Origin of the sequence: Bacillus sp. LBA3-1-1.1, assembly GCF_040676495.1 — a bacterium.
GTDB classification, from domain to species: domain Bacteria; phylum Bacillota; class Bacilli; order Bacillales; family Bacillaceae_G; genus Bacillus_A; species Bacillus_A nitratireducens.
Genome location: NZ_JBEGIB010000018.1, coordinates 18865 through 45198 on the forward strand (window position 1 = coordinate 18865; position 26334 = coordinate 45198).

The 26334-nt window shown below is 34.9% G+C and carries 27 protein-coding genes and 4 pseudogenes; 20 read left to right on the forward strand and 11 right to left on the reverse strand.

The window, feature by feature from the left end; genetic code table 11:
* Positions 1-149 precede the first annotated feature (149 nt).
* Positions 150-485, forward strand: a pseudogene (locus tag MRBLBA3_RS14900) (N-acetylmuramoyl-L-alanine amidase); the annotation flags it as partial.
* A gap of 147 nt (positions 486-632) precedes the next feature.
* On the opposite strand, the gene MRBLBA3_RS14905 reads toward MRBLBA3_RS14900, so the two are convergent.
* The 4 genes and pseudogenes from MRBLBA3_RS14905 to MRBLBA3_RS14920 form a co-directional block, all read right to left on the reverse strand.
* Entirely contained in the window at positions 633-1115 is a 483-nt protein-coding gene (locus MRBLBA3_RS14905) for an antitoxin YezG family protein (RefSeq protein WP_363381885.1), read from the reverse strand.
* Positions 1060-1299, reverse strand: a pseudogene (locus MRBLBA3_RS14910) (hypothetical protein); the annotation flags it as partial. The pseudogene MRBLBA3_RS14910 and the gene MRBLBA3_RS14905, both read right to left, overlap by 56 nt.
* Before the next feature lie 186 nt (positions 1300-1485).
* Positions 1486-1971, reverse strand: a complete 486-nt coding sequence (locus MRBLBA3_RS14915; RefSeq protein WP_363381886.1) for a DUF7018 domain-containing (lipo)protein — start codon at positions 1969-1971, stop codon at positions 1486-1488.
* Positions 1972-2183: 212 nt separating this feature from the next.
* Positions 2184-2511: pseudogene (locus tag MRBLBA3_RS14920) on the reverse strand (helix-turn-helix domain-containing protein); the annotation flags it as partial.
* 26 nt (positions 2512-2537) lie between these two features.
* On the opposite strand from MRBLBA3_RS14920, the pseudogene MRBLBA3_RS14925 reads away from it, so the two are divergent.
* A pseudogene (locus MRBLBA3_RS14925) lies at positions 2538-2855 on the forward strand (N-acetylmuramoyl-L-alanine amidase); the annotation flags it as partial.
* A 163-nt stretch (positions 2856-3018) separates the two neighbouring features.
* Here MRBLBA3_RS14925 and MRBLBA3_RS14930 read toward each other — a convergent pair.
* Both MRBLBA3_RS14930 and MRBLBA3_RS14935 read right to left on the reverse strand, forming a co-directional pair.
* Complete coding sequence (locus MRBLBA3_RS14930; RefSeq protein WP_016079046.1) at positions 3019-3543, reverse strand: DUF7018 domain-containing (lipo)protein; 525 nt, start codon at positions 3541-3543, stop codon at positions 3019-3021.
* 221 nt (positions 3544-3764) lie between these two features.
* On the reverse strand, positions 3765-4595 hold the full coding sequence (locus MRBLBA3_RS14935; RefSeq protein ID WP_363381888.1) for a helix-turn-helix domain-containing protein: 831 nt from the start codon (positions 4593-4595) through the stop codon (positions 3765-3767).
* A gap of 677 nt (positions 4596-5272) precedes the next feature.
* Between MRBLBA3_RS14935 and MRBLBA3_RS14940 the strand changes: the two genes are divergently transcribed.
* Genes MRBLBA3_RS14940 through MRBLBA3_RS14950 form a run of 3 tightly spaced genes read left to right on the forward strand, consistent with a single transcriptional unit; the run spans position 5273 to position 6935 of the window.
* Positions 5273-5596, forward strand: coding sequence for a PadR family transcriptional regulator (locus MRBLBA3_RS14940; RefSeq protein WP_001102616.1), 324 nt, complete (start codon positions 5273-5275; stop codon positions 5594-5596).
* Positions 5589-6131: a DUF1700 domain-containing protein gene (locus MRBLBA3_RS14945; RefSeq protein ID WP_363381890.1), complete on the forward strand. Its 543-nt coding sequence runs from the start codon at positions 5589-5591 to the stop codon at positions 6129-6131. The genes MRBLBA3_RS14940 and MRBLBA3_RS14945 overlap by 8 nt, the downstream gene beginning before the upstream one ends.
* A gap of 3 nt (positions 6132-6134) precedes the next feature.
* Positions 6135-6935 carry a DUF4097 family beta strand repeat-containing protein gene (locus tag MRBLBA3_RS14950; RefSeq protein ID WP_363382389.1) on the forward strand — a complete coding sequence of 267 codons (801 nt, stop codon included), beginning with the start codon at positions 6135-6137 and terminating at the stop codon, positions 6933-6935.
* A gap of 103 nt (positions 6936-7038) precedes the next feature.
* Here the strand turns inward: MRBLBA3_RS14950 and lexA are convergent, their stop codons facing one another.
* Positions 7039-7659 (reverse strand): transcriptional repressor LexA, encoded by a 621-nt coding sequence (gene lexA, locus MRBLBA3_RS14955; RefSeq protein ID WP_128853760.1) that lies wholly within the window; start codon positions 7657-7659, stop codon positions 7039-7041.
* A 141-nt stretch (positions 7660-7800) separates the two neighbouring features.
* Between lexA and MRBLBA3_RS14960 the strand changes: the two genes are divergently transcribed.
* The 13 genes from MRBLBA3_RS14960 to MRBLBA3_RS15020 all read left to right on the forward strand — a co-directional run bounded on the left by MRBLBA3_RS14960 (position 7801) and on the right by MRBLBA3_RS15020 (position 22369).
* The gene (locus tag MRBLBA3_RS14960; protein WP_000991795.1) at positions 7801-8457 is read left to right on the forward strand and encodes a YneB family resolvase-like protein; all 657 of its coding nucleotides are present in this window, start codon (positions 7801-7803) and stop codon (positions 8455-8457) included.
* Between the two features lie 45 nt (positions 8458-8502).
* The gene (locus MRBLBA3_RS14965; RefSeq protein WP_001139098.1) at positions 8503-8742 is read left to right on the forward strand and encodes a DUF896 domain-containing protein; all 240 of its coding nucleotides are present in this window, start codon (positions 8503-8505) and stop codon (positions 8740-8742) included.
* 731 nt (positions 8743-9473) lie between these two features.
* A complete protein-coding gene (gene tkt / locus MRBLBA3_RS14970; RefSeq protein WP_000019764.1) occupies positions 9474-11474 on the forward strand; it encodes a transketolase in 2001 nt (666 codons plus the stop codon).
* A 156-nt stretch (positions 11475-11630) separates the two neighbouring features.
* Positions 11631-12071, forward strand: a complete 441-nt coding sequence (gene sirA, locus MRBLBA3_RS14975; RefSeq protein ID WP_000860649.1) for a sporulation inhibitor of replication protein SirA — start codon at positions 11631-11633, stop codon at positions 12069-12071.
* Positions 12072-12149: 78 nt separating this feature from the next.
* Positions 12150-12371, forward strand: a complete 222-nt coding sequence (locus MRBLBA3_RS14980; RefSeq protein ID WP_001132292.1) for a YneF family protein — start codon at positions 12150-12152, stop codon at positions 12369-12371.
* Positions 12372-12495: 124 nt separating this feature from the next.
* Positions 12496-14247: an ABC transporter ATP-binding protein gene (locus MRBLBA3_RS14985; protein WP_363381893.1), complete on the forward strand. Its 1752-nt coding sequence runs from the start codon at positions 12496-12498 to the stop codon at positions 14245-14247.
* Positions 14247-16010 (forward strand): ABC transporter ATP-binding protein, encoded by a 1764-nt coding sequence (locus MRBLBA3_RS14990; protein ID WP_363382392.1) that lies wholly within the window; start codon positions 14247-14249, stop codon positions 16008-16010. Before MRBLBA3_RS14985 ends, MRBLBA3_RS14990 begins: the two co-directional genes overlap by 1 nt.
* 200 nt (positions 16011-16210) lie before the next feature.
* Positions 16211-17257 carry a GH25 family lysozyme gene (locus MRBLBA3_RS14995; protein ID WP_001181407.1) on the forward strand — a complete coding sequence of 349 codons (1047 nt, stop codon included), beginning with the start codon at positions 16211-16213 and terminating at the stop codon, positions 17255-17257.
* Positions 17258-17476: 219 nt separating this feature from the next.
* Positions 17477-18511, forward strand: a complete 1035-nt coding sequence (locus MRBLBA3_RS15000) for an NERD domain-containing protein (RefSeq protein WP_000456950.1) — start codon at positions 17477-17479, stop codon at positions 18509-18511.
* A 172-nt stretch (positions 18512-18683) separates the two neighbouring features.
* On the forward strand, positions 18684-19253 hold the full coding sequence (locus MRBLBA3_RS15005; protein ID WP_363381896.1) for a hypothetical protein: 570 nt from the start codon (positions 18684-18686) through the stop codon (positions 19251-19253).
* 220 nt (positions 19254-19473) lie between these two features.
* Complete coding sequence (locus tag MRBLBA3_RS15010; RefSeq protein WP_363381898.1) at positions 19474-21201, forward strand: S-layer homology domain-containing protein; 1728 nt, start codon at positions 19474-19476, stop codon at positions 21199-21201.
* A gap of 157 nt (positions 21202-21358) precedes the next feature.
* Positions 21359-21505 carry a BC1881 family protein gene (locus tag MRBLBA3_RS15015; RefSeq protein WP_000836278.1) on the forward strand — a complete coding sequence of 49 codons (147 nt, stop codon included), beginning with the start codon at positions 21359-21361 and terminating at the stop codon, positions 21503-21505.
* 108 nt (positions 21506-21613) lie between these two features.
* Positions 21614-22369: a sulfite exporter TauE/SafE family protein gene (locus tag MRBLBA3_RS15020; RefSeq protein WP_000974642.1), complete on the forward strand. Its 756-nt coding sequence runs from the start codon at positions 21614-21616 to the stop codon at positions 22367-22369.
* A 310-nt stretch (positions 22370-22679) separates the two neighbouring features.
* Here the strand turns inward: MRBLBA3_RS15020 and MRBLBA3_RS15025 are convergent, their stop codons facing one another.
* Positions 22680-22880 carry a DUF3903 domain-containing protein gene (locus MRBLBA3_RS15025; protein ID WP_000624199.1) on the reverse strand — a complete coding sequence of 67 codons (201 nt, stop codon included), beginning with the start codon at positions 22878-22880 and terminating at the stop codon, positions 22680-22682.
* Positions 22881-23019: 139 nt separating this feature from the next.
* Here MRBLBA3_RS15025 and MRBLBA3_RS15030 point away from each other — a divergent pair, with 139 nt between their 5' ends.
* Entirely contained in the window at positions 23020-23433 is a 414-nt protein-coding gene (locus MRBLBA3_RS15030) for an NUDIX hydrolase (protein WP_000832852.1), read from the forward strand.
* Between the two features lie 13 nt (positions 23434-23446).
* Here the strand turns inward: MRBLBA3_RS15030 and MRBLBA3_RS15035 are convergent, their stop codons facing one another.
* Complete coding sequence (locus MRBLBA3_RS15035) at positions 23447-24124, reverse strand: LrgB family protein (RefSeq protein ID WP_000578967.1); 678 nt, start codon at positions 24122-24124, stop codon at positions 23447-23449.
* On the reverse strand, positions 24121-24486 hold the full coding sequence (locus MRBLBA3_RS15040) for a CidA/LrgA family holin-like protein (RefSeq protein ID WP_000872360.1): 366 nt from the start codon (positions 24484-24486) through the stop codon (positions 24121-24123). Before MRBLBA3_RS15040 ends, MRBLBA3_RS15035 begins: the two co-directional genes overlap by 4 nt.
* 152 nt (positions 24487-24638) lie before the next feature.
* Here MRBLBA3_RS15040 and alsR point away from each other — a divergent pair, with 152 nt between their 5' ends.
* The gene (gene alsR / locus MRBLBA3_RS15045) at positions 24639-25544 is read left to right on the forward strand and encodes an acetoin biosynthesis transcriptional regulator AlsR (protein WP_000423231.1); all 906 of its coding nucleotides are present in this window, start codon (positions 24639-24641) and stop codon (positions 25542-25544) included.
* Between the two features lie 63 nt (positions 25545-25607).
* Here alsR and MRBLBA3_RS15050 read toward each other — a convergent pair whose 3' ends face one another.
* Positions 25608-26207 (reverse strand): histidine kinase, encoded by a 600-nt coding sequence (locus MRBLBA3_RS15050; protein ID WP_363381901.1) that lies wholly within the window; start codon positions 26205-26207, stop codon positions 25608-25610.
* Positions 26208-26334: the final 127 nt, after the last annotated feature.

Genomic DNA, 26334 nt, shown 5'->3' on the forward strand with positions numbered 1-26334 from the left:
TATAATTATAACAATAAATGGTTAAAGTTTCCTCAAAAAAATATATTTTCCAACATATGTGTTTGTTATAGTTCTCAAAAGGTAATGTAGTATAACATAGAAGTAAAACACGAATGGGAAAGTAATAAATTGATGCTAATGATTTATATTATGCTGTATGGGCTGAAAAGGGTGGTTGGTTAAATCTTTGCGGTGAACAATGGATTAAGAACAATCCATCTTATGTGAAGTTTAGTAAGAAAGGCACAGTAGATTCCTCTATTATAGGGAAGCGTGTTGTTACTAAAGTGGACAACCTACGTTTCTATGAATCTCCATCTTGGCATGATAAAGACGTGGCTGGTACTTTAGATGCAGGACTAGGGTTTACTATTGATGCAAGGGTAAATGTTAATGGTTCGTCGCAATATAAAGTGCATAATCATAATTCACTTGAGCAAACTTTCTACATTACAGCAAATTCAGCTTATGTTTTTGTGAAATGATTAATAGCCGGCTCTTATGAATTGGCTGCATAATAAAGGAAATATAATTAAGTATGAGAATTATTTATTTTTAACCATTGAATCTTATAAAAAACCCCTCTATGAATGTTAATTCATAGAGGGTAACATGAAACACAATTATCAATATTATTTATCTTCTATATTTTTAAGATAATTCGCTAAACGAACCTTATCATTTTCATTATCGGGAGTAATACCAAGATATTTGTATTTCCATATTATTTCCCTTTCTGTAGGGTTATGTTCAGGGGATAACACATCTGTATAATCATATTCTATTTTGAATTTTCCTGAATCATGTAGAATTAATGTTAAGTTTGTCCATAATTCTTGTTCGTTTTCCTTAAATTCTTCACGTAATTTCTCTAATGCATCGTATAGTTCGAATAATAAGTCATCATAAATTCCCTCATCTACATCATATACTTTTGGAATATTATTCGAATAAATAAAACCATCTTTTTTAGGGGTAGTAAAGAAGAAATACGCTTCTGTTGAATCTTCTAATAATTCAGCATATAGATAAATCTCGTTCCATTCCCCAGGTATAATTTCATCTATTTTTGTACCTATTTCTTGATAGATGATTTCCATTTCTTTTGTTTCCACCTTGTTTTTCTGTCTTCTTGAAATTCTTCTTGTACTGTTTGAAGTCTTGTTTATCCACATGAAACTTCTCTCCAGTTGCTACATTCTTCACTAAGTATGTTTTAGTTGTAAGAGATTTAATTATGTAGTAAATAGCGAATAATATAAGAGAAAGACTAAATGTTGGAATAACAAATACGATAGCAAGTGTTAGTGCTTTTCGCTTCATTTCTATCCCTATTTTCTATTTGAAAACTCATAGACTGACAGTCTTATTAGTTAAACTACCAGTCTACAAGTTTACTTGTCTATTTAATTATTTACCCATCCAACCTTCTGTGAATAAATCCCACCAACCATAAGTTTGCATTCTGTTCACCTCCTTATAAGTTTAATAACTTTCTCCCATGTCTTTCAACATCTGATGTGCTTCTGTTATCTTCTTAGAAGCCTTTATTACTGTTTCATTCCCTTGAGTCATTAAATTTCGGTCTTTTAATTCTAATCCGTCTCCAATTAATTTAAGGGATTCTTCTAATAAACCCATACCTGTATTCATAGTTTCTTGTACGTCTTTATACTTTTTACCAGGTTCTAATTTCTTTGCTTTGTCAGATATTGCAAGTAACTCCTTAGAAACTTCATCAAATTCTTTCTTCTTTTCTTCCACTGGTTTCTTACTCATTAATACGTCATTCATGACTATAGACTGTTCTGATATATCTTTCATCAGATAAGCTAAATCCATCTTATAGTCTGTTTTTTTTTCTTGTTTAGCTTCAACTTTACTGTCTACTTTCTTATCGTTTGATTCACAACCTACCCCAGTTACTAATAACATTGGAATTGCTAACGTTACGAGTTTCTTTGCTTTCATTATGTATCCTCCTTTTAGAAAGTATTGTAATTAATTAACATATTGTACCATAACATAAATTATATAAATGAGATATGAAGTTTTCTCATCCTTAAGAGGAATTTTGAGTGTTTTAACAATATGAAAACATGTATTACGGTTGTAGAAAATCCCGCTCCTTCTGCTTTTTGAAAATATCCCCTTATTGGTTCATCAATGTTTGGGAGCTTTTTTTACGCTCTCATAAACTCTTTATCAAAGTAGAACTTGTCCATTAAGTTGTTTACAATCCCGTTGAAATAAGCGAATTTACCCTTCTTCATTTTTGCTCCGGATTTAATTTTTATAACAACCTCTTTAATAGCTTTTAAGCCATTAGTAAGCTCCTGGGCTGTATTAAATGCTTTATCACCTGTAGTATTGGTTAATGATTATAGTACACTGTCTTACGACCTTCCACAGTTCTTGAATTGTCTTTGAGTCACTGTAAAAAGAGCGAACTAAAGAAATAAAACATTTTGGTACCCAGTGAGCTACGGAATCAGCTTCTTTAATGTTTTCCTAGGTATAGTGTTATTCTTGTTGCTGTATGGGGTAAATTAGGGAACTGGTTAAATCTTGGTGGTAACCAATGGATTTATTATGACTCCTCATACATCCGTTATAATGGGACGGAAACTTCTACTGTAGCTGGTAAAAGAGTTGTTTCTAAAGTGGACAATTTACGTTTCTATGAATCTCCATCTTGGCAGGATAAAGATGTTGCGGGTTCTGTAGATGCAGGATTAGGATTTACAATCGATGAAAAAGTAACTGTCAATGGATCACCACAATACAAAGTACACAATTCGAAAGGGAATACGTACTACATTACAGCTAGTGATGCATACGTAAACGTACGTTAACATAAAAGAAACCGGGAACTACGACTACTAGTGTTTTTCGTTTTATGATTAAATACCCCTCTTTATTGTTTATATGTAATACAGGTTACCTATCAAAAGTAACCTGTTCACCAATTATTGCTTTACCGTCTTTTGATAAAGTTATAGGGTCATACGATTGACTCTATCTTTTGGTATGTTCTACAGCTCCCTCGATTGGTGTCATACCTTCTTCTAAGTAGTCATTACCTTTATACATTAAGTCTTTTAATTTTTCCGTCTCCTTCTTTGTTACAGAACCACTTTTTGCTAGACTTAATTGTGTGTCAAATGCTTCTTTATAACAGTCTATTGCTTTTAAAACAGATTTGTGTTGTTCTTCAAACTCTTTTGGTGGGTCTACCTTGTAAAACTTAACGAATATTTCTTGTAGTTCATCTACACTTTTAAGGGTTTTCTTGTTTTGCTCTTTTACATCCTTGTCTTTACTTCCTGCTATTGCAGTTACTTCTTCCATCTTCATCTTTAACTCATAATGTAAGTTTGACATTTTTGAAGGGTATGCTTCTAATGATAGTTTTTCCTTATCCTCTGCTTTTACTTCTATCTTTGCTACCTTCGTGTCTGCTTTCTTATCTACATTGTCTGTTCCACAACCCCCTAGTAACATGATTGGAAGTGCTAAACTTACTAGTTTCTTTGCTTTCATTATGTATCCTCCTTTTAGAAAGTATTGTAATTAATTAACATATTGTACCATAACATAAATTATATAAATAAGATATAAAGATTTTCCATCCTTAAGAGAAATTTTGAGTGTTTTAACAATATGAAAAAATGTATTACGGTTGTAGAGAATCCCTCTCTGCATGTTTTTCTTCCAAATTTGCCCTTATTCACCCCCGAACGTTTAGTGTTTGGGGGCTTTTTTTATGCTCCCATAAACTCACTATCAAAGTAGAACTTATCCATTAAGTTATTTACAATACCGTTGAAGTAAGCGAATTTACCCTTATTCATTTTTGCTCCGGATTTAATTTTCATAACAAACTCTTTAATAGCTTTTAAGCCTATAGTAAGCTCCTGGTCTTTAGTAAATGCTTTATCACCTGTAGAGAAGTTAGTAGTTTTATTACACTGTCTTACGACCTTCCACAGTTCTTGAATTGTTTTAGATTCAGAATAGAAAGAGCTAACTAGAGAAATAAAACGTTCTGGTACCCAATGGGCAACAAAATCAGCTTCTTTAATTTTTTCTTCAGGTGTAGTGATATTTTCATTACTATTACGTTTGTTTTTATCTTTTATATTTTGTTTTAAGGAAACAGGGGTTGTTTTAATGGTAGGACACTTTGTAGGACTTTTTACCACTACCTTGTCGGACACTTCTTCCACAATTGGTTTGATAATAATAGCATTAGAAGTTTGTAGCATATCTTTTGTACGCTTCATTGCTACCTGTTTAATCATCTCTAGATCCACAAGTTTCTTCATTAAACGTTGTACAGTTTTATATGAAACTTCCATCTTTGCAGCAATTCTATTTTTGCATAGGAAACTAACACCTACATATTTACAGCTGTGGCGCTTTAAAATTTCAAGTAATGTAATGAGTTTAGATTGTACATCGGTACGCTTAATAGACATACGGATATTGTCACGGTATGTACGTACAGTTTTATTTAGTTCTTCCACATCTGTGAATGAGGATAAGTTGTGGAAGGATACTTCATTTGCGATAACATCGATACGTTTCTTCATTATATAGGCCCCTTTGTATAAACAAAAAAGCAACAGAATGCCGTGTGTAAGCAAACTGTTGCTAAGGAGCTCTTACGTACTGTAGAATAGTTCGTAAGAGTACAGCAAGTGTTTGCCTATCCTGAGTAGGCAGACGGTATAAGAGTGCTACCAACACTACTTATACACGCTGTGCTTTTTTGTTTTTTTTGATTTATAGGTGCCCACAAAAGTACCCACAAAATGCCCACGAAATATTGAAACCATATGATTTGTTTTGAGTTTCAAATTAAAAAGATTCCCTATAAATAGTGGTTTCGTGATTATTTTGATTTGTTATTAGGGTGTGAAGCTTGATTAGAACACAAGTTCACCAATGGGAACGCGATCAATATATGTCTCTATACTAAGAGGTAAAAAAGCCTTGATACTACGGTATCAGGGCTTTTTTTATTTGTGGGCAACATAGGTGCTGGCGGAATAAATTGAATAGCTGTCATCACGGAGATTATTTAAAATACTATTGTATTTCTTCAATATTGTATGCTTTGCTCAGTGTTTGATGTTGAGGGTGTGTTTAGTGACAAATTAAATCGCGAAAATATAGTACCTTGCAATGAATAGTACTAAGTGGTATATTATGGATATAACAGGTACCATGTATTGAACAGTACTGAAATAAGAAAGGGGGATTGTCCTTGAACGTTCAATTTAAAAAAGGTGTGTTAGAACTGTGCGTATTGGCGCTTGTAAAACGTAAGGATTGTTATGGTTATGAACTTGTTCAGCAAATTTCAAATAAATTTTTAATATCGGAAGGTTCTGTATATCCGCTATTACGTCGTTTAACGAAAGAGGAATATTTTCAAACATATTTAAAAGAATCCACGGAAGGACCGCCCCGTAAATATTATCAACTAACAGAGCAAGGGGAGATGCAACTTACGTTATTAGTAACAGAGTGGCGTGATTTTGCTAAAGGTGTTCAAGAAATTATTGAAGGGGTGGAATGGGATGAGTAAAGAGCAGTTTCTTAAAGAATTATCAAGTCATCTTAGAAAGTTACCAGAAGAAGAGCGACAAGATATTTTATTTGATTATGAAGAGCACTTTCAGTTTGGGATGGAAGAGGGGAAAACTGAATCAGAAATAATAAAGGGACTTGGCTCTCCAAAGGTAATTGCGAAAGACTTGCTTGCTTTGTATCGCTTTGATGAGATGAAAAAGGATCCATCGACTTCGAATATAACAAGAGCTGTCATGGCAGCGATTGGACTTAGTTTGTTTAATTTTATTATTGTGTTAGGCCCGTTAGTTGCAATTATCGGTTTTATATTTTCTTTTTGGGTCGGTGGGATTGCTAGTGTAGTGACACCATTTTTCGTTGTTGTAAAAGTATTTATGGGCACTTTTATATGGCTGGAACTTTTCGTTAGTATAACGTTTGTTGGAGTAGGTTTGTTGTTATGTATTGTAGCTTATTATAGTACGAAGTGGTTTAAAAGATTATGTGTACGCTATGTAGTATGGAACTTCAAAATGATAAAAGGGGAGTAGATGATGAAAAAGATATTATTAGTAGCTATCGCTTGTATCATTATTGGAGTAATAGGGATTTCACAAACATATGAAAAAGCAGTAAAAACTGCAGAAAAAGGAGATAAAGAGGACGTAATTAAGAACGAAACGCTAAAAAATGTAGAAGTTAAGTTAGATGCAGGAGATATTGTTGTCCAAAAATCTCCTGATTCCTCTTTTTATGTAAAGCAAACAGGAGACGTAAGTAAACAGGAGATTCGTATTGCTGAAGATGGTGATACATTAAAAGTCATAGGCGAAATAGAAAAAGGTGTTTCATTTGATTTTTCATTTTACAATTTTGGATTTCAAACGCCTACATTGACTATATTAGTACCTGAACGTTCTTATCAAGAGATAAAAGTAAATTCATCCGCTGGACAAATAGAAATAAGTAATGTGAAAAGTGACCGGGTAAGTGTTGAAACACTCGCCGGAGAAGTGGATTTGAAACATGTAACAGCAAAGAGTGTGGAAGGTTCTGCAAAAGCTGGTGAGGTGAATTTTAAAAAAGTCATAGGGAAAGCAACAGCAAAAACGGCTAGTGGGGATGTATACATTATGGATCATGATCCTAAATATGATGTAGAGGCAAGTTCAACTGCTGGCGATGTAGATATTACTTTGTTGGAAAAACCACAAGATGCAGTTATAACGGGGCAAAGTGCTGCTGGCGACGTGACAATTTTTAATGAAGAAAATCAAAATATAACAGTTGGTAATGGGAGTAAAAAAATTAGCGGTAAAACAGCTGCTGGAGATGTTACTATTGAAACGCGTTGATAATTAAGGTAATGCATTCTTTTGAGTGAACGGAAATCTATCAAAATATAAAAAGAAGATAATGCCCTATATAAATAAGGGGATTATCTTCTTTTTATTATTTTTAATGTAAATCACGATATACGCCAATTACTTTTCCGATAACTGACACTTGTTTTAAAATGATAGGTTCTAGAGAAGAGTTTTCCGGTTGTAGACGGAAGTGGTCTTTTTCTTTGTAGAAACGTTTAACAGTTGCTTCGTTATCTTCTGTTAAAGCAACTACAATTTCACCGTTGTATGCAGACTGTTGCTGGCGAACAACAACTAAATCACCATCAAAGATACCAGCTTCAATCATGCTATCTCCAGAAATGCGTAACATAAACACTTGATCTGCTCCGGCAACGATACTAGCCGGAAGTGGGAAGTGATCTTCTACACTTTCGACTGCTGTAATCGGTAAACCGGCAGTAACTTTTCCGACGATTGGAACTTGAATAACAGATTGTGTTTCTGTTTCCATTCGGTTGTCACCTAAAATTTCAATTGCGCGTGGTTTTGTTGGATCGCGTCGAATATATCCTTTTTCTTCTAGTCGTGATAAATGTCCGTGCACTGTAGAACTAGAAGCGAGGCCGACTGCTTGACCGATTTCACGTACGGAAGGTGGATATCCTTTTTCTTGTACTTTTAGCTTAATAAAGTCGAGAATGTCTTGCTGGCGTTTCGTTAACTTTTCCATGTTTTCTAACACCTCGTTTTCTTTCGTTTTTCTTATTAATAAGTATAACATGCGAAAAAACATTCTACAAACATAAGTTCGAACAAAAGGAAGATTTATGATACACTAGAGGGAAAATAAAGCGAGAAAGAAGGGTTCAAAATGAATGCAATTGTTTATGCGCGTGTCAGTACAACAAAAGAAGCACAAGAAACATCATTATTGCGTCAAAAGGATGAATTATTGCATTTAGCTGAGCGCTATCAAATGAATGTGACAAAGGTGATTGAGGAGCAGGCTAGTGGCTATACAATTGAACGTGATGGCATATTAGAAGTATTAGATACAATTCGAGATGAACAAGTTGATGTACTTCTAATACAAGATGAAACGCGTCTTGGTAGAGGGAATGCGAAGATTGCATTAATGCATTGTTTACATAAAGAAGGAATAAAAGTATATACACATACGCATAATGGTGAATTACAACTTTCAGATTCTGACTCGATGGTATTGGATATCATTGGAATCGTGGAAGAGTATCAAAGGAAGATTCACAATTTGAAAATTAAGCGTGGCATGCAAAGAGCGGTAGAGAAAGGATTCCGTCCAGAGAATAATTTAAAAAATCGTCATTTAAGCATAGGACGCGAGAAAAAAGAAGTACCTATTGAGGAAATTGTACGTTTGCGCCGGAATGAATTAACTTTTGAAGAAATTGCAGCAACACTTCGTGGTTTTGGTCATGATGTTTCAAAAGCAACTGTACATCGAAGATATGTAGAATATACAAAGCAATTGCTTGATAAAGAGGACTAACTATTGTATGATAATAATCAGTTTTGAGTAGAAGGGGGATTCGAGATGCCAAGTCACGAACTCATTGAACGCATTAACTTCTTAGCGAAAAAAGCAAAAGCTGAAGGCTTAACTGAAGAAGAACAACGTGAGCGCCAATCGCTACGTGAACAATATTTAAAAGGATTTCGTCAAAATATGTTAAACGAATTAAAAGGAATTAAAGTCGTTAACGAAGAAGGCACGGATGTTACACCGACGAAATTGAAAGCTTTAAAAAAGCAAGATAATGCAAAATTAAATTAAAAGATGGGCATAGCCCGTCTTTTTTGATATTAATAGAAAGATACGTGAGTAATAGCTTTCCAGTTGTAATGATACTTCAATCGTTTCAATACATAGTGAGTGGTGAATTTAGACATATCAATTGATATGTCTTTTATTATGCACTTGTTGCGAAGGTAATATGTGAATAAATCGAATTGGTTGACATAGCGTTATTAGAAGCAATGATTGCAATTGGATTGTATATACAGTAATTCTTTAGGCAGGATAAAATAGATGCGAGGAGAATATGCGTGTGAAATTTGTTTTATGATTAGTAGGAGTGCGTGGTTGAAATTAATGTGCTCTTCATATTTGCGCTAAGCTTAAAATATGGTCTTGTGCATGTGTTACTTTGATGGTAATTATTATTGATTTTATTTCGATTCAAAGGGAGAACAATCTTCTTTATTTTTAGTTAGAGCCTTCTATTCATTTGCCACGCGCAGTAATGAAAGGTTAAATATACATTTTTTATTTTTGGATTTAATGATATTGCATAAAAATACAGATAATTCCCTTTCTTTTTAAAATAAAAACAATAAAAAAGTATGTCATATTGAATGCCCATACATTCCCGGAAACATTGATTTTTTTATAAAATATCAAAAAAACATCAACATATTTGTCGATACATGTTGTATAATCTTGCGTGGGAAGCTATCATATAAATGTATAAAACGTTTACTAACATACGCGAAGGGAAGAATAGCATGTCACATTCAATCGAACAACTTTCTATCAACACGATTCGCACATTATCCATTGATGCGATTGAAAAAGCAAACTCTGGTCACCCAGGAATGCCAATGGGTGCAGCACCAATGGCTTATACATTATGGACTCAATTTATGAAACACAATCCAAATAACCCAACGTGGTTTAACCGCGATCGTTTCGTATTATCTGCAGGTCATGGTTCAATGTTATTATACAGCCTACTTCACCTATCTGGTTATGATGTAACAATGGATGACTTAAAGAACTTCCGTCAATGGGGAAGCAAAACTCCAGGACATCCTGAGTACGGTCATACAGCAGGTGTAGACGCAACTACTGGTCCACTTGGACAAGGTATTGCAACTGCTGTAGGTATGGCAATGGCTGAAAGACATTTAGCGGCTAAATACAACCGTGATGCGTATAATGTAGTAGATCATCATACATACGCTATTTGTGGTGATGGAGATTTAATGGAAGGCGTTTCTGCTGAAGCATCTTCATTAGCTGCTCATTTACAATTAGGTCGTCTTGTTGTGCTTTACGATTCAAACGATATTTCATTAGATGGCGATTTAAATCGTTCATTCTCTGAAAGTGTAGAAGATCGTTACAAAGCATACGGATGGCAAGTAATCCGTGTTGAGGATGGAAACGATATTGAAGCAATCGCAAAAGCAATTGAAGAAGCGAAAGCTGACGAAAAACGCCCAACGCTAATTGAAGTAAGAACGACAATTGGTTTCGGCTCTCCAAACAAATCAGGAAAATCAGCTTCACATGGTTCTCCACTTGGTGTAGACGAAACAAAATTAACGAAAGAAGCATACGCTTGGACTGCTGAACAAGACTTCCATGTAGCAGAAGAAGTATATGACAACTTCCGTAAAACAGTACAAGATGTTGGTGAAACGACGCAAGCTGCGTGGAACACGATGCTTGGTGAATATGCACAAGCATATCCAGAATTAGCAAACGAACTGCAAGCAGCAATGAACGGTCTTCTTCCAGAAGGTTGGGAACAAAGCTTACCAACTTATGAATTAGGATCAAAAGCAGCAACACGTAATTCTTCAGGTGCTGTAATTAATGCAATTGCAGAGTCTGTACCATCATTCTTCGGTGGATCTGCTGACCTTGCTGGTTCTAACAAAACATACATGAATAACGAAAAAGACTTTACAAGAGCTGATTACAGCGGAAAAAACATTTGGTACGGTGTACGTGAATTCGCAATGGGTGCAGCAATGAACGGTATCGCACTTCATGGCGGTTTAAAAACTTACGGTGGTACGTTCTTCGTATTCTCTGACTACTTACGTCCAGCAATTCGTCTTGCAGCATTAATGCAATTGCCTGTAACGTATGTATTCACACATGATAGTATCGCTGTTGGTGAAGATGGTCCAACACATGAGCCGGTTGAACAATTAGCAGCACTTCGTGCAATGCCAAACGTTTCTGTTATTCGTCCAGCAGACGGTAACGAATCAGTTGCAGCTTGGAGATTAGCTCTAGAATCAACAAAAACACCAACTGCATTAGTGTTAACTCGTCAAGATCTTCCAACATTAGAAGGTGCAAAAGACGACACTTATGAAAAAGTAGCAAAAGGTGCATATGTAGTTTCTGCAAGCAAAAAAGAAACTGCTGATGTAATCTTAATTGCAACTGGATCTGAAGTAAGCTTAGCAATTGAAGCGCAAAAAGCTCTAGCAGCAGACGGCGTTGATGCAGCTGTTGTTAGCATGCCATCTATGGATCGCTTTGAAGCTCAAACTGCTGAGTACAAAGAATCTGTACTACCAAAAGCGGTAACGAAACGTTTCGCAATTGAAATGGGTGCTACAATCGGATGGCACCGTTACGTAGGTCTTGATGGAGATGTACTAGGTATCGATACATTCGGTGCTTCTGCTCCTGGTGAGAAGATTATGGAAGAGTATGGATTTACTGTAGAGAACGTTGTTCGTAAAGTAAAAGAAATGCTTTAATGATTTTAGAAAAATCTCTCCAGCATGGGGAGATTTTTCTATGTAGTTGAGTTTTTTCGACAGAAAAAGTTTTTTCTCTCTCCGTAGTCAGACAATCATTGCAAATTTTCTCTTATATAATGTAGGGAAAAGGTTGTCCAGATTGGGAGGGGAAAAATGAAAACGTATGAATTGTATTTAATTCAAGAGGATATTGCGAAAGCTTACTTTGGTCGTGAATATTTGTTTTTTGATTTATTTGCTCGATTTTCAGAATCTGGGTCCCTTTCGGAGAAGAAAGTATTATATAAACAAATGACGTATATTACGATGCCGTTACAAGTAATGAAAATTCATCATAAATTAGAACAAGCTTTGCGTGTTCTTGGCAAATATGAAAGAACGAATTATACTCATACGCTTTATACAGGAGCTGAATACGGCGAAATAGTCGTGAAATCACAATATATTCGAATGAATACTTCTGGAAATGTATCCATGGAAACAACTTTCTTTGAGGTGCTTAGAAAGTGTGAGTTAACATTTTTAGCGATGGATTATGAAAATAAAAAGTACGGCTGGTTAAATCCTCTCAAACAAGTACGAACATATGTGTAAAAAATGTCGAATAGTATCTTGTCTTATTGAAAAGGTTTTAGTACACTGTAAGGTAGACAACATGAAGGAGGAAAAGATATGCCAATGTGGTTAGGTATTCTAGTGGGCGTAGTAGCACTAGTAGCAGGCGTGGCGTTAGGATTTTTCATTGCCCGCAAATATATGATGAATTACTTACAAAAAAATCCACCAATTAACGAACAAATGCTAAAAATGATGATGATGCAAATGGGGCAAAAACCTTCCCAAAAGAAAATCAATCAAATGATGAGCGCGATGAACAAGCAACAAACGAAATAAGCGCTAAAGGGCACTCTTACCGAGTGTCCTTTTCTTTTGGATATAATAAGTGTTTAAAACTTTTAAAAATTCTGTGTTTTTGGTAAACTGAAAACATCGCTCATTTTAAGGGAGGAGGATAAATATGAAAGTGTTTTTTAATTTAGCTTGGTTTTTTAAGCAAGAAAAACGAGCGTACATAATCGGAATCATTATGTTATTTGGTGTCGCGCTTCTTGAACTTGTAGCGCCAAGAGTACTAGGGATTGTAGTAGATGAAATTAATAATGGAACATTAACGTCTGAAAAATTGTTGAACTGGGTTATTCTATTAGTAGCTGTGGGAATTGCGATGTATATATTACGTTACTTATGGCGTATTATGATTTTTGGATCTTCTTTAAAACTAGCTCGTCAACTGCGAAAGAATCTATATGAACATTTTACTAAGATGAGCCCATCCTTTTATCAATCACGTCGCACAGGCGATTTGATGGCACATGCGACAAATGATATTCAGGCGATTCAGCAAACTGCGGGGGCAGGTGTTTTAACACTCGTTGATTCATTAGCTGTTGGAGGATGTGTACTCGTAGCGATGGGATTTACAATTAGTTGGAAGTTAACGTTATTAAGTTTAATTCCGATGCCAATTGTAGCTATTTCTACAAATTATTATGGAACTTTATTGCATAGAAGATTTCATAAGGCACAGCAATCGTTTTCTGAAATCAATGATAAAGTACAAGAAAGTATGAGTGGGATGAAGGTAATTCGCTCACTTGGACAAGAGAAAGAGGATTTACAAGCGTTTCGGAAAAAATCTGAAGATGTCGTACATAAAAATATGCTAGTTGCACGTATTGACTCGTTATTCGATCCAACGATTTCCTTAATTGTCGGATTTTCATTTTTGATCGCAATTTGTTACGGATCATTATTAGTCGTACGGGGTGAATTAACTGTAGGGGAATTGGTAACATTTACAACGTACTTAGGGACACTTGTATGGCCGATGTTAGCGTTTGGATGGCTATTTAATATTATGGAGCGTGGACGTGCTTCGTATGATCGTGTGGAGAAAATACTTTCACAAACTTCAGATGTAGTGAATAGGGAAAATGCTATAAATACTATAGCAAGTGGTGATGTTTCGTTCGCTGTTGATTCGTTTTCTTATAAAAAGAATGAACTATTAAACTTAAAAGATATTTACTTTAATGTAAGAAAAGGTGAAACGTTAGGAATTGTAGGACGTACCGGTGCAGGGAAGACGACGTTGTTAAAATGTTTAATTCGAGAGTATGATCATTTTAATGGTGAATTAAAAGTTGGGGAGCGGGATATTCGAGATTTAACACTTCACGGTGTGCGTTCTGCAATTTCATATGTACCGCAAGATCACTTTTTATTTTCAGCGAGTATTGGGGAGAACATTGCTTTTGGAAAGGCTGATGCTACATATAAAGAAATTAGCCGCGCTGCTGATATTGCTTGTATCCATAATGATATATATCAATTTCCAGAAGGGTATGACACTGTAGTAGGTGAAAGGGGCGTTTCACTATCAGGAGGTCAAAAACAGCGAATCTCTATTGCGCGTGCATTATTAACAAATGCTGAAATTTTAATATTAGATGATTGTTTATCAGCCGTAGATGCAAAAACAGAAGAAACTATTTTAACTGCATTGAAACGAGAAAGGGCAGAGAAAACGACGATTATTACTGCTCATCGTTTAAGTGCTATTCAGCATGCAAATCTTATTCTTGTTATTGATGAAGGTAGGGTTATGCAGCGAGGGACACATGAGCAATTAATGAAAGAAAATGGTTGGTATAAAGAAATGTACGAAAGCCAGCAGTTAGAGGCATTAGTAGAGAAAGGAGGCGTATGATGGTTGAGAAAAAACGGAGTGATTTAAGAAGGTTGCTTTCTTATATGAGGCCGTATAAAGGGTTATTAGCGTTAGCATTTTTATTTCTAGTTGGTGCAACTGTAACTGAAATGATGGGTCCTTTTTTAATTAAACAATTTCTTGATGAACACTTAGTGCCAGGTAACTTTGAACAATCAGCACTTGTAACCCTATTTGTAGTGTATATTATTGCTCATTTATTAAAGGTATTATTTACTTATTTAGACTTATTGTACTTTCAAAATATCGCTTTTAAGATTGTCCAAGATATGCGAATTGAAGTGTATGAACATGTTCAAAAATTGTCATTAAGCTTCTTTGATCGTACGCCGATTGGTACGCTCGTATCCCGCATAACGAATGATACAGAAGCGATTAAGGATTTTTATGTTAGTGTACTATCAACATTCGTGAAAAATGTAGTCTTTTTAGTAGGGATTTTAGTAGCGATGTTTTTATTAGATGTAAAATTAGCGCTATTTTCGCTCATATTAATTCCGATAATGTTTGCAATTATGGTGTTGTATCAACGGAAAAGTGCAGCTTTTTATTTAGAGGTTCGTAATCAGCTGAGTATATTAAATGCAAAGTTAAATGAGTCCATTCAAGGTATGAATATTGTTCAGGTGTTCCGGCAAGAAAAGCGGATGAGAAAAGAATTTGAAGAAGTGAACAATAAACATTTTAGTGCTGGACGTCGTACATTGAAATTAGATGCATTACTTTTACGTCCAGCAACAGATCTTGTTCATATTGTAGCAATTGCGTTAGTACTTGGTTTATTCGGAATCGATGCTTTAAAGAGTCCTGTTGAAGTAGGGGTTTTATATGCTTTCGTTAATTATATTCATCGTTTCTTCCAGCCGGTAAATGAGATGATGATGAAACTATCTTTCTTCCAGCAAGCGCTTGTTTCATCATCGCGTGTATTTCATTTAATGGATGATAAAGATTTAGCTCCTGTTCAAATGGGGAGTGAACAGCCAAGAGTAGCTAACGGAGAAATTCAGTTTAAAGATGTTACTTTTTCATATGATGGAAAGCGTGACGTTTTAAAAAATGTATCTTTTCACGTAAAGCCAGGGCAAACGGTTGCTTTCGTAGGGCATACTGGTAGCGGAAAGAGTACGATTATGAATTTATTAATGAGATTTTACAATATTAAATCAGGAAATATTGTAATAGACGGAGTAGATTTAGAGAAGTTTGAAGAACAAGAGATTCGAAAGAAAATTGGTCTTGTGCTGCAAGATGCATTTTTATTTGCTGGAAATGTAAAGCAAAACATTCGTATGTATAATGAAGAGATTACGGATGAAGAGATAGAGGAAGCAGCAAAGTTTGTGCAAGCGAATACGTTTATTGAAAAATTACCAGAGCAGTATGATACAGAAGTTGTCGAAAGAGGAGCTGCATTTTCTAGTGGTCAAAGGCAATTAATTGCTTTTGCTAGAACGATAGCAACCAATCCGAAAGTATTAGTGTTAGATGAAGCGACGGCAAATATTGATACAGAAACAGAGGAGGCTATCCAAACGGCATTGCAGCAAATGCGAAAAGGCAGAACAACGATAGCGATTGCGCACAGATTGTCTACAATCCAAGATGCGGATCAAATATTTGTTATGCATGAAGGGGAAATTGTAGAAAGTGGAACACATCAAGATTTACTTAGTAAACAAGGACTTTATTACAATATGTACTTACTGCAAAATAAAGGTAGTTTGCAAAAGGCCTTGTAATTACAAGGTCTTTTTTGCGGTGTTAAAAGTGTATTAATGGAGTTTCTGGTGTACAGTGTAGTTTCAATTTCACTTTTTTCTTAAACATCTCGACAAAATAAATATATTAGAACTTTATTACTATAGCATAAAAGTCGTGTCCACTAACTGAAGTTATACATATTGTATACGGAATAAAAAAATTTGATAGGAGCTTTTATATGCAAAATAGATCCAGTTCAAATGTTACGTTTATCGATGTGTCTCATTGGGAAGGAAACATCGATTGGAATGCTGTGAAGTCATCTGGTATTCCAGCGGCGTATGCAAAAGCGACGGAAGGTGTGAACTATATTGACCCTACTTTCGTTCAAAATGTACAAGCCGCGAGAAATGCGAATGTATTAATTGGTGCATATCATTTTGCGCACCCAGAACAAAATGATGCCATTTCAGAAGCGAAATATTTTGTGAATATATTACAGAGTAATCAGACGGACTTAATTCCTGTTTTAGATTTAGAATCGCCAACGGATACTAGCAATAGTAGTTTAACGGGTGCGATGATATCGAATTGGGCAAGAAGTTTCGTAAATTATGTGAAACAAGCTACTGGGAAAAATGTAATGTTATATACAGGAGTTTGGTATATTAATGAATTTGGAATTAGCGGGTTAAGTGACATTCCACTATGGATTTCCAGATATTCTAGTATACCGCCTGCTGATGCTGGTGGATGGACAGAGTGGACAGCATGGCAGTACACAGATTCTGGTCAAATTTCAGGTGTAGGAAATTGTGATGTATCAGCAGCTGTTTCATTAGAAGCTTTACAAGGAAATGGAGCAAGTGGTGGAGGTAATGTTCCCACGCCTAATAATGCGACTCCAGTATACGGAGTTGCTGTAATTAATGGAGATAATGTGAATTTACGAAGTGGACCATCTTTACAGTCTAGTGTAATTCGCCAATTGCATCGTGGCGAATCATATGAAGTTTGGGGAGAACAAGATGGATGGCTCTGTTTAGGGACAAATCAGTGGGTATATAATGATTCAAGTTATATTCAGTATAAACATTATGTGGCAACTATTACTGGCGATAATGTGAATCTGCGAGACGCTCCATCATTAAACGGGAATGTAATAAGACAGTTACATCATGGTGAATCATATCGAGTGTGGAGTAAGCAAGATGGATGGCTTTGCTTAGGTACAAATCAATGGGTATACTATGATTCAAGTTATATTCAATATGGTGTGCAATAAAGTGAAACTTTAATTGATGAGGATTGTCCACACTGATTATTAGACAATTGACCAATACCAATTGTTTTTCACCAGCAGTTTTACTATAAAAAGGCATCTTATTTGAGAAGCCTTTTTATAAAAAATATATTATTTTTACAAATTGTATATTAAAAGCATAGTATAATATAATCGATATATTTATAAAAATAATCGGACGTGAAATAAAGGAGAAAAAATATGGAGTATGTGCTAATAGGTGGGATTTTAATATTATTAGCTGCAGTGTTTGTACTGTTTTATAAAAATAAACAGTTAGAATCAGAAAGTCAGCAAGTGGAATTTGAAAAGAAACAAGCGATTGAAACGTATGAAAGTGAAATTGCAGCTACGATTACAGAGCATAAAGAACAACAAAGTACTTTGAAGAATATGGAACAGAAAAAATATAATGATTTACAAGTGAGTACAGCTAAAGAACTTGAAAATATGCGTATGATGAAAAATCAACTAGCTGTTCAACATAGTAAAGAACGTAGTGAAATGCAAGATAAACATATTAACGAAATACATATGTTTCAAAATTTAATTGCAGATTTACGAGAGTATACAAAAACTGGTGCTGAAATGAGTACGCACGAAACGTTACATTATATGAAGCGAGGCTTTGTTGAGCAAGGAATCATACTAGAAGAAGAACTTCATATTATGCCAAACATTTTTATGAGAAGTAATAAATATAGAAACAAACGTGAAATAAACGATAATCGAATCCATCACCTCATCTTATGTAAAGCTGGCATGTATTTACTTGAGACGAAAGAATGGACGGGGAAATTAATCCATGGCTTAACGAGAGAAAATGCGGGTATATATTCATTTATGATTGATGAAATCGGCAAGTATCAACATGAAATTGAAAAGGAAGAGACATTTGAATTTATTACGGATCAAACTTCATTAACTTTGCAAGTAAGAAATGAAGGGAATCCAGTATATAAAGCGGAAAAATTAGCTCAAACTGTATATGATTATTTGGAAGAAATACAAGTAGATATTGTAAAGGAAAAAGTGAAACCGGTTGTATATTTTGAAAATGAGAGTGGCAAAGAAGTTATTGATCTTTCTAATGAAAAATTGCCGAGATTAAAAGATAGAGAGCAAATTGTAACATTTTTCAGAAATGAAATTTTAACAGGTAAAGTAATATATACAGTACAAGAACTACAAAAGATTAGAGATATAATTGGCCAGATGAATTATGTTACGAAGTGAAAAGTAAAGTGAGACTTTAGTCAATGGGGGATCAACCCCACGCCGACAATTGGTTATATCAATTGGGCGTTTACAGGCAAACTGATTTCCACTTAATTTCTTTGCTGTACGGCCGAATTTTGAGGTGCGAGTCATACTGATCGTAAATAGCGTGATAAAGTAGGTGCGTTAGGTGGAGAAAGGTAAAAGCTCTATATTTTGGGGAATATTGTACATTTATTTTTGTTTGTATATATTAATGTATCTTGTGTTTATTTTTGTTATTGATATGGTTCATGTGTCATTGAGTGTAATGAGTATTTTTGTAGTAGCAATGCCTTTTATTCTACTAGTTATTATTCAAAAGGCTGTCTTACATGTATCAGCAAGACGTGATAAAGATAAGAAACAGCTGTTCACTGTAATGATGGTTGCTCTCATTCCATTGATAGTATGCACTTTACAATTAAGTTTAAATAAATACACTTCAAATTTTAATCAGGATCGGTGGTTAAATGATGAAGAAAAACGGGTATATATGATAGATGACTTATTAAAGCGGCATAAATTGATAGGGAAATCAAACGAGGAAATCATAAAATTGTTAGGGGCCCCTACGAAAACAAGCAGTTTGGAAATGGGAATTACTACACTATACTATCTTGGGAATGAACGTAGTTTCATTCCTATAGATAGTGAATGTCTTGTTTTGCAATTTGATAAAGATGGTAGAGTTATAGAGTATAAGGTACAACGAGATTGAAATAGTGAGAGGAGAAGCTATATCTTTTATAGCTTCTTTTCTATATTCCAATATAGAAAAGACAGGCAAATAGTAGTCATTCCTATCTATACGAATGAGATAGAGTTTGTTATATTGTAAAGGGTTATTTAGTTTAGAAGTTTGCTAGATAGCCTTAAAGATTTTAGATTAGGGAGGGAAGTTAACACGAATTAAGATATAAACGTGTTAAATAATTAGTATGAAAAAAGGATTTTATAATGTTTTAGCTGCATCAATTGTATTTAGTTTGGCAACGATTCCAAGTTCTTCCTATGCTGACACAGTAGAAAAGACTGTAACAATTTCAACTGACGAGCAAGCTTTAAAAAGTATTGAAACCCATATGAAAGATGAAGATGGACGTGGAGAGGACAAAGGAATAACAAATGAAGCGCAAGGAGATTTTCTTGTACATATAATAAGTTCAGCATCTCTATTTGATTCTGCTGATTTACAAAAAGCGACAGGTGTTCAGCTTTCTAATCAAGTAGTGAAAGCCGAAAAACGAAAAGGAAACGCTTACTATGTACAAACAGAATCTGGAGCTGGGTGGATACAAAGTAGTGAAGGAAATGTAGAGGTTAAGGAAGTTTATCGCTTGGCAAACGAAAAGTTAGTAATTAATGAAGAGACAGCTACATATTCCGCACCATTTAATTCATATAAAGATGAGAAAATGTTACTACCGCAAACAATTATTGCAATTGGACAAGTTGGAGAGTGGTTCCAAGTCCAAATAGATAATGAGGTGAAATGGATTTATTCACCTTCAGCAAAATTTGAGGGTACAAAAGCATCTCTTATTCAAAGCGCAACTCCAACTCGTACGAAACGTGCAGCGGTTATGTATGCAGCGCCATCAGCAGAGAAAACAACGGATATTTACGGTGTACCATTAAAGGAAATGATTGTACCAACAGGTAATGAAAATATTCGTCCAGGTTATGCGATGAAACCAAAATACATTACAATTCATGAGACAGATAATTATAGTGTTGGAGCAAATGCTAGCAACCATGCACAATATTTATACAGTCAAGCAACAGGAACGACTGATCGTTCAGCATCTTGGCATTTTACAGTAGATGATAAAGAAATTTATCAACATCTACCATTAAATGAAAATGGTTGGCATGCTGGAGATGGAGCGGAAGGAACTGGTAATAGAGAATCAATTGCAATTGAAATTGCTGTCAACCAAGATGGTGATTATAATAAAGCTGTGGAAAATGCTCGCAAACTAGCAGCATATTTAATGGGGGAATTAAATATTCCTTTAGAAAATGTGAAAAAACATCAATTTTGGAGCGGAAAGAATTGTCCGGCCATTATGATAAAGAATAATGCATGGGAGCCATTTTTACAGGGAACGAAAGCTTATTATGATGCGAATCATAAAGATGATATAACTGGTGGTTGGTATGAAGCAGATATTCGTGAATTAGATAAAAGAGGTATTATGGTTGGAGACGGAAAGGGTTCTTACTGGCCAGAACGCCTTGTAACACGTGGTGAATTTGCGAATTTAGTTTCAAGATCATTGCAATTACCAGAGGGAAAATCGAATTTCAAAGATTTAAGCACAGCTCATCCATCGCTAGTAGATGGTATTAATCGTGCAGCTAGTGCTGGGATTATAAGTGGACGAGGAAATGATATATTTGCTCCGAATGATACGATTAAACGTGATGAAGCTGTCATTATGATTGATCGTGCATTGCAATACAAAAATATAAAAGGTAATTTAGTTCCATTACCATTTAAGGATCAAAATTTAGCGTATGATAAACAGGCGGTTCAACGTGTTTATGGGTTAGGTATCGTAAAAGGGAATGAGAATAATGAGTTTATGCCAAAAGGTTCTGCAACACGTGGGGAATCCGCAGCATTTATTAATAGAATGTTAAAAGTAATAGAGAGTAAATAATGGAAAGGCATTCGCTTTGGCGAGTGCTTTTTTATTTTTCAATATGTTATAGAAAGGGGATGTGAATTTTGACTGGAATAAGGAATGAAAGTGGAGGTGATGCATATATTTAGAGGCATTGGGTAGTTTTTGTATAAAATGAAAAGGAGGTAGGACGGTGAAATCAATACCGACTGAAGTCCTGAGTAAGGAATTGATGGAAAGAGAAGGGGTTATATCTATTACAGTGATGGAATTTGAAAAGATAGAAGTGGCCGGGGTAGTTGTTTCTGGTCCCGCTGTTATTTTGATTAATCAAGAGTAAGTACATATTATTAATATAGAAAAAGTAGAAAAAGCATCCATTTAGGATGCTTTTTGTTTGTATAGAGGTGCGCATGTGATAGATAATTGGAATATTGGAGGGGAATATGTGGCAATTATTATAACAATGTTATTAATGGGAGTTTTATTAGGGTTTGTCGGAGCAGGAGGAGCTGGATTTATCATCGCGATACTCACTTTAGTATTCCATATCCCTATTCACGTTGCTCTTGCAACATCTCTAACTGCTATGGCATTTACGACATTATCTGGGGTAGTAAGTCATTATAGAGAAGGGAATGTTGTATTTGTAATAGGCGGAATTGTTGGGGGATTTGGAGCGATTGGTTCCTTTATTGGTTCAAAGTTTGGTTCGCTAATACCAGCGAATCTTCTACATTGGTTTACAGCGGGAATGTTATTTTTATCTGCAATTTTTATGTTTATTCGATTAATTATATTTCAAAAAAAGGAACGGTCGTCTTTAAAAGGGCATAACGAACTTTCGAAAGATAACTTGATTAAATGTATATGTCTCGGACTGGTTACTGGAATGTTGGCTGGTTCATTTGGGATTGGTTCAGCACCCTTTATCCAACTTGGATTAATAGTTCTATTAGGATTAACAATTCAGCAATCTATAGGGACGACAATGCTTGTTATATTACCAATCGCAATTGGAGGTGGGCTTGGATATAGTTCGGAAGGGTATTTAGATTATGTATTATTAGTACAAGTTTTAATTGGAACAATGTTAGGGGCGTATATAGGAGCTAAGTTTACAAATTATGCACCTCGGATGCTTTTAAGGTTTTCAATGATTATGACACCGATACTAGCTGGATGTATGTTGTTAGTAGAGTAAAGAAAACTATTAATATATTTTACGAATGAATTATGTAAGTAATTCATATTTCTCATATAAAAGGATTTGCTTTAATATAATGAGTGTAAAGTTCGAGTATTCGAAGTATTACTTGAATTATATCCCTATCCCTTTTCTAAAAAATGCGAACAAGTTTTGCTCTATTCTATTCAATAGTTTATTGTATAGAAATATATTGTTCGATGACCATTATGGAACGCACATAATGGGCAAATCCCGATCCTTAAAGAGGATGCCCCTAATCTTCATGTGAAAATATGATCGGATAAGAAAGCTGGCCAATTTATGGTCAGCTTTCTTTTTGTTCAATGAGTAATTCTTCTTTAATTTCTGTTTGCAATAATAAAGTTTTTCCGAAGCGCCGTGTGCATTCAGCCCGTACTTTTTGGATTGCTAGTAGCTGAGAAGTGGCGGGCACTGTGACGATAGCCTGCCGAGGTTCTCGATTTTCTTCACAAAAAACACATTCCACAACATATTTAGAAATCATAATTTCATCCTTCCGGTTTGAATTTCTAAGAAGGGACTGCTCATGAAGTTGATGTAATCTTTCGTCATCGTTTTACTTTATTCCTCTTTTTTCAAGGATATATATAGAAAGATCGAAATTTAGTATGGGGGGAGATAGGATGAAAAGATGGATTGGTACGGCAGCTATATGTATGAATGAAAAGAATGAATTTTTAATGGTACTACAAGGAAAAGTAGATGAAGAAAAACGATGGACTGTGCCAAGCGGGGGACAAGAAGAGGGAGAAACACTTGAGGACTGCTGTGCTCGTGAAGTGTGGGAAGAAACGGGTTATGAAGTGAAAATTATAGAAAAACTATGTGAAAAGAAAGGGATAACATATGGGGTGCCAGTTCATGTGCATTACTATATTGTAAAGTTAATAGGCGGTAACATGAAAATACAAGACCCTGATGAGCTAATACATGAAATAGCTTGGAAAGGAATTGATGAAGTAAAAGAATTATCTTTATCTTTTCCAGAGGACCAGGAGCTTTTAAATAAATATATAAATAAAAAAGCAAGTGTTTAACCACTTGCTTTTTTTAGTGTAACCAAGATAAAAAAAGCGGAACGATAACTAAACTAGCTCCAGCTGTTAAAAGCATTGATAAACTTGCAATTGTACCTTCTACAGGGCCGATTTCAAATGCTTTTGATGTTCCGGTGCCATTCGCGCTAGTACCTAGCATTATACCTTTTGCGAGCGCTGTTTTAATACGACATATGCGTATGAGCGTAGGACCGAGTAACGCTCCAGTTAAGGCAGTTAATACGACGAAAACTGCTGTTAATTGTGACATGCCGCCAATCATTTCTGAAATAGCCATTGCAATAGGTGTTGTTACAATGTGCGGTGCTAAACTTTGTTCTATTGTAGAGTCAATTTGAAAAAAATTAGCTAGTAGTGCTGAAGTAATAACTGAAAGAAAAGAACCGACAATGACATTAATTAAAATAGCAGTGCCATGTTTTTTTAATAGATCAAAATACTTATAGATTGGCCACGCGAAAGCAACCGTTGCAGGCTTTAATAATTCTGTTAGCCAATGACTACCAGATTCGTAGGTTTCGTATGGTGTATCTAATCCGAGCAATAAAGCAATTAAAATGATTGGGCATACAAGCAGGGGAGAAAGTAAGCTCCAATTCCAACGTTGATACATTTTTTTAGATACCCAATATGTGAATAGTGTTAATAGCAAACAAAGAAAGCCGATCATTGTGTTGATCCTTTCCGCTTTAATAGCAATTCCGTTAATAGTCCTGTTACGAGAGTGACACAAAGTGTACTAATCACGATAATTAAAATGAGATCGATTCCATATTGTGATAATGTATCTTTGTAACGAATGACAGCGACTGCAGAGGGGATGAAAAATAAAATAAGTTCTTTTAATAAAAAGTCTGCACCGTCTTGTATCCATTCTTTTTTCACTATGTTAAATTTTAATGAGATTAATAATAGAAAAATACCGATTATACTTCCTGGAACCGGGAGGTGTGCCTGTTTTGCAATCCATTCACCTGTCCAAGCGAAACAAAATAATAATAATATTTGTCCGCTTAACTTCCACCATTTCATACAGTAACCACCTCTTTCTTTTTTTACATAAAAATTGTAAAAAAGAATTAACAATTTCTACTATACGTTCATTCGAAATATTTGTCTAATATATAAATTATATGTTATTAATATATTAGATGTATTAATCGAAAGTGAAAAGGGTGTCCAAAATGGAATTACGGCATTTGCAATATTTTGTTGTAGTGGCAGAGGAATTACACTTTGGACGAGCAGCTGCTCGTTTACAAATGACACAACCACCGCTTAGTCAACAAATTCAGCAATTAGAAAAAGAAATGGGAGTTATGTTATTTTCAAGAACAAAGAGAAAGGTTGAATTAACAGAAGCAGGAGAAATGTTTTTAAAAGAAGTAAAAAAAGCGTTTGAACAAATTGAAAAAGCAGTAGAAGTTGCACAAAGTGCGCAAAGGGGAGAAGTTGGATCACTTTCAATTGGTTTTGTAGGTGCGGCGATATATGATATTTTACCGTCAATCGTCAGAGAGTATAGAAAGAAATTTCCGAGAGTGTCTGTAGCATTACATGAATTGTCAACACCGGATCAGGTGCATGCACTTCATGATAATCGAATTGATATTGGATTTTTACGTCCACCAATTCCAACGCAATTACTTGAGTTAGAACCAATTCAAAAACTTTCGTGTACGTTATGTTTACCAAAGGCACATCCGCTTGCTGAAAAGGACGAAATACATATCGAAGATTTAAGGGATGAACCGTTCGTATTTATTACGAGACCAGTATGGCCAGCGTTATATGATACAATTTTATCACTTTGTCGTGATGTAGGTTTTAGTCCGCACATTGTACAAGAAGCAACGGAGTATCAAACTGTCATGGGTCTTGTAGCAGCAGGTATTGGAATTACGGTGATACCTGTATCAGCAAATAAATTGTATAAAACAGAAGTTGTGTATAAGGAGCTATGTGACTCTAATTTTGTAGCAGAAATGTCGGTGGCTTACAAAAAAATGAATACTAATCCAGAACTGTTAGAGTTCTTGAAAATTGCAAGAGAGAAAAAAAGAATAGAAGTTGAGGATGAGATTAATTAAGTTATTAAAAAGTACACCTTATTAAACACTAAAGCGGAAATGCAATATAATTGCATTTCCGCTTTAGTGTTCTTTTTTTAGTTCTATACTAAAGAGATAAACATGTTCGTTTTCTTGTAATAGTTGGTCAATAGCAGTTTTTTCCTCAAGCATTGGAACTCTTACGGTTTCTTTATTCGTTTTTATTATAGCCGCTAAAGTCGTCTTTTGATTGTATGTTAAGTTTATAGCAGATTGAAGAGTAGTAGAGGTAGAGCTATTTACGATTGGAGGTGCTTCTTCAGTAGCGAGCATGGAACTACCTTCAATATTAATATACCAATGTTTTTGCACTTGTACATCTTTATCGAGTTGGGATTGAGGTGGTAAAAAAGAAAGCTTTACTTTCTTTTTTGGAAAATGTGAGGTAGCTATATTCGCAATTACGTTTGTTTTTTTACCATTTTGATAATAATCAATCGTAGCATGTATTACATCTTTTTCATTTTTTAGGGTAACGTTATAAAACATGCTGTCTCCTTCTTGAAAAGGAGTCATTTGTAAAATAGAAGATTGCTCTTCTGTTAATTTGTATGGCTCAACAATGGCGATCTCATTGTTTTTAAGTGAGCTACAACTTGTGAGAAATAATAAAAATAAGATTGATAGTAATTTCATGCGCATGCAACCCCCTCCTTTTTACAATTATATTCTGAATATGATTTTTTTACCATTTTATTTTCTAGGACTAAAGACTTAGAAAAAATTCAGATTGTAGTGCGATGTTTAAAATGTCATATTTTTATACACT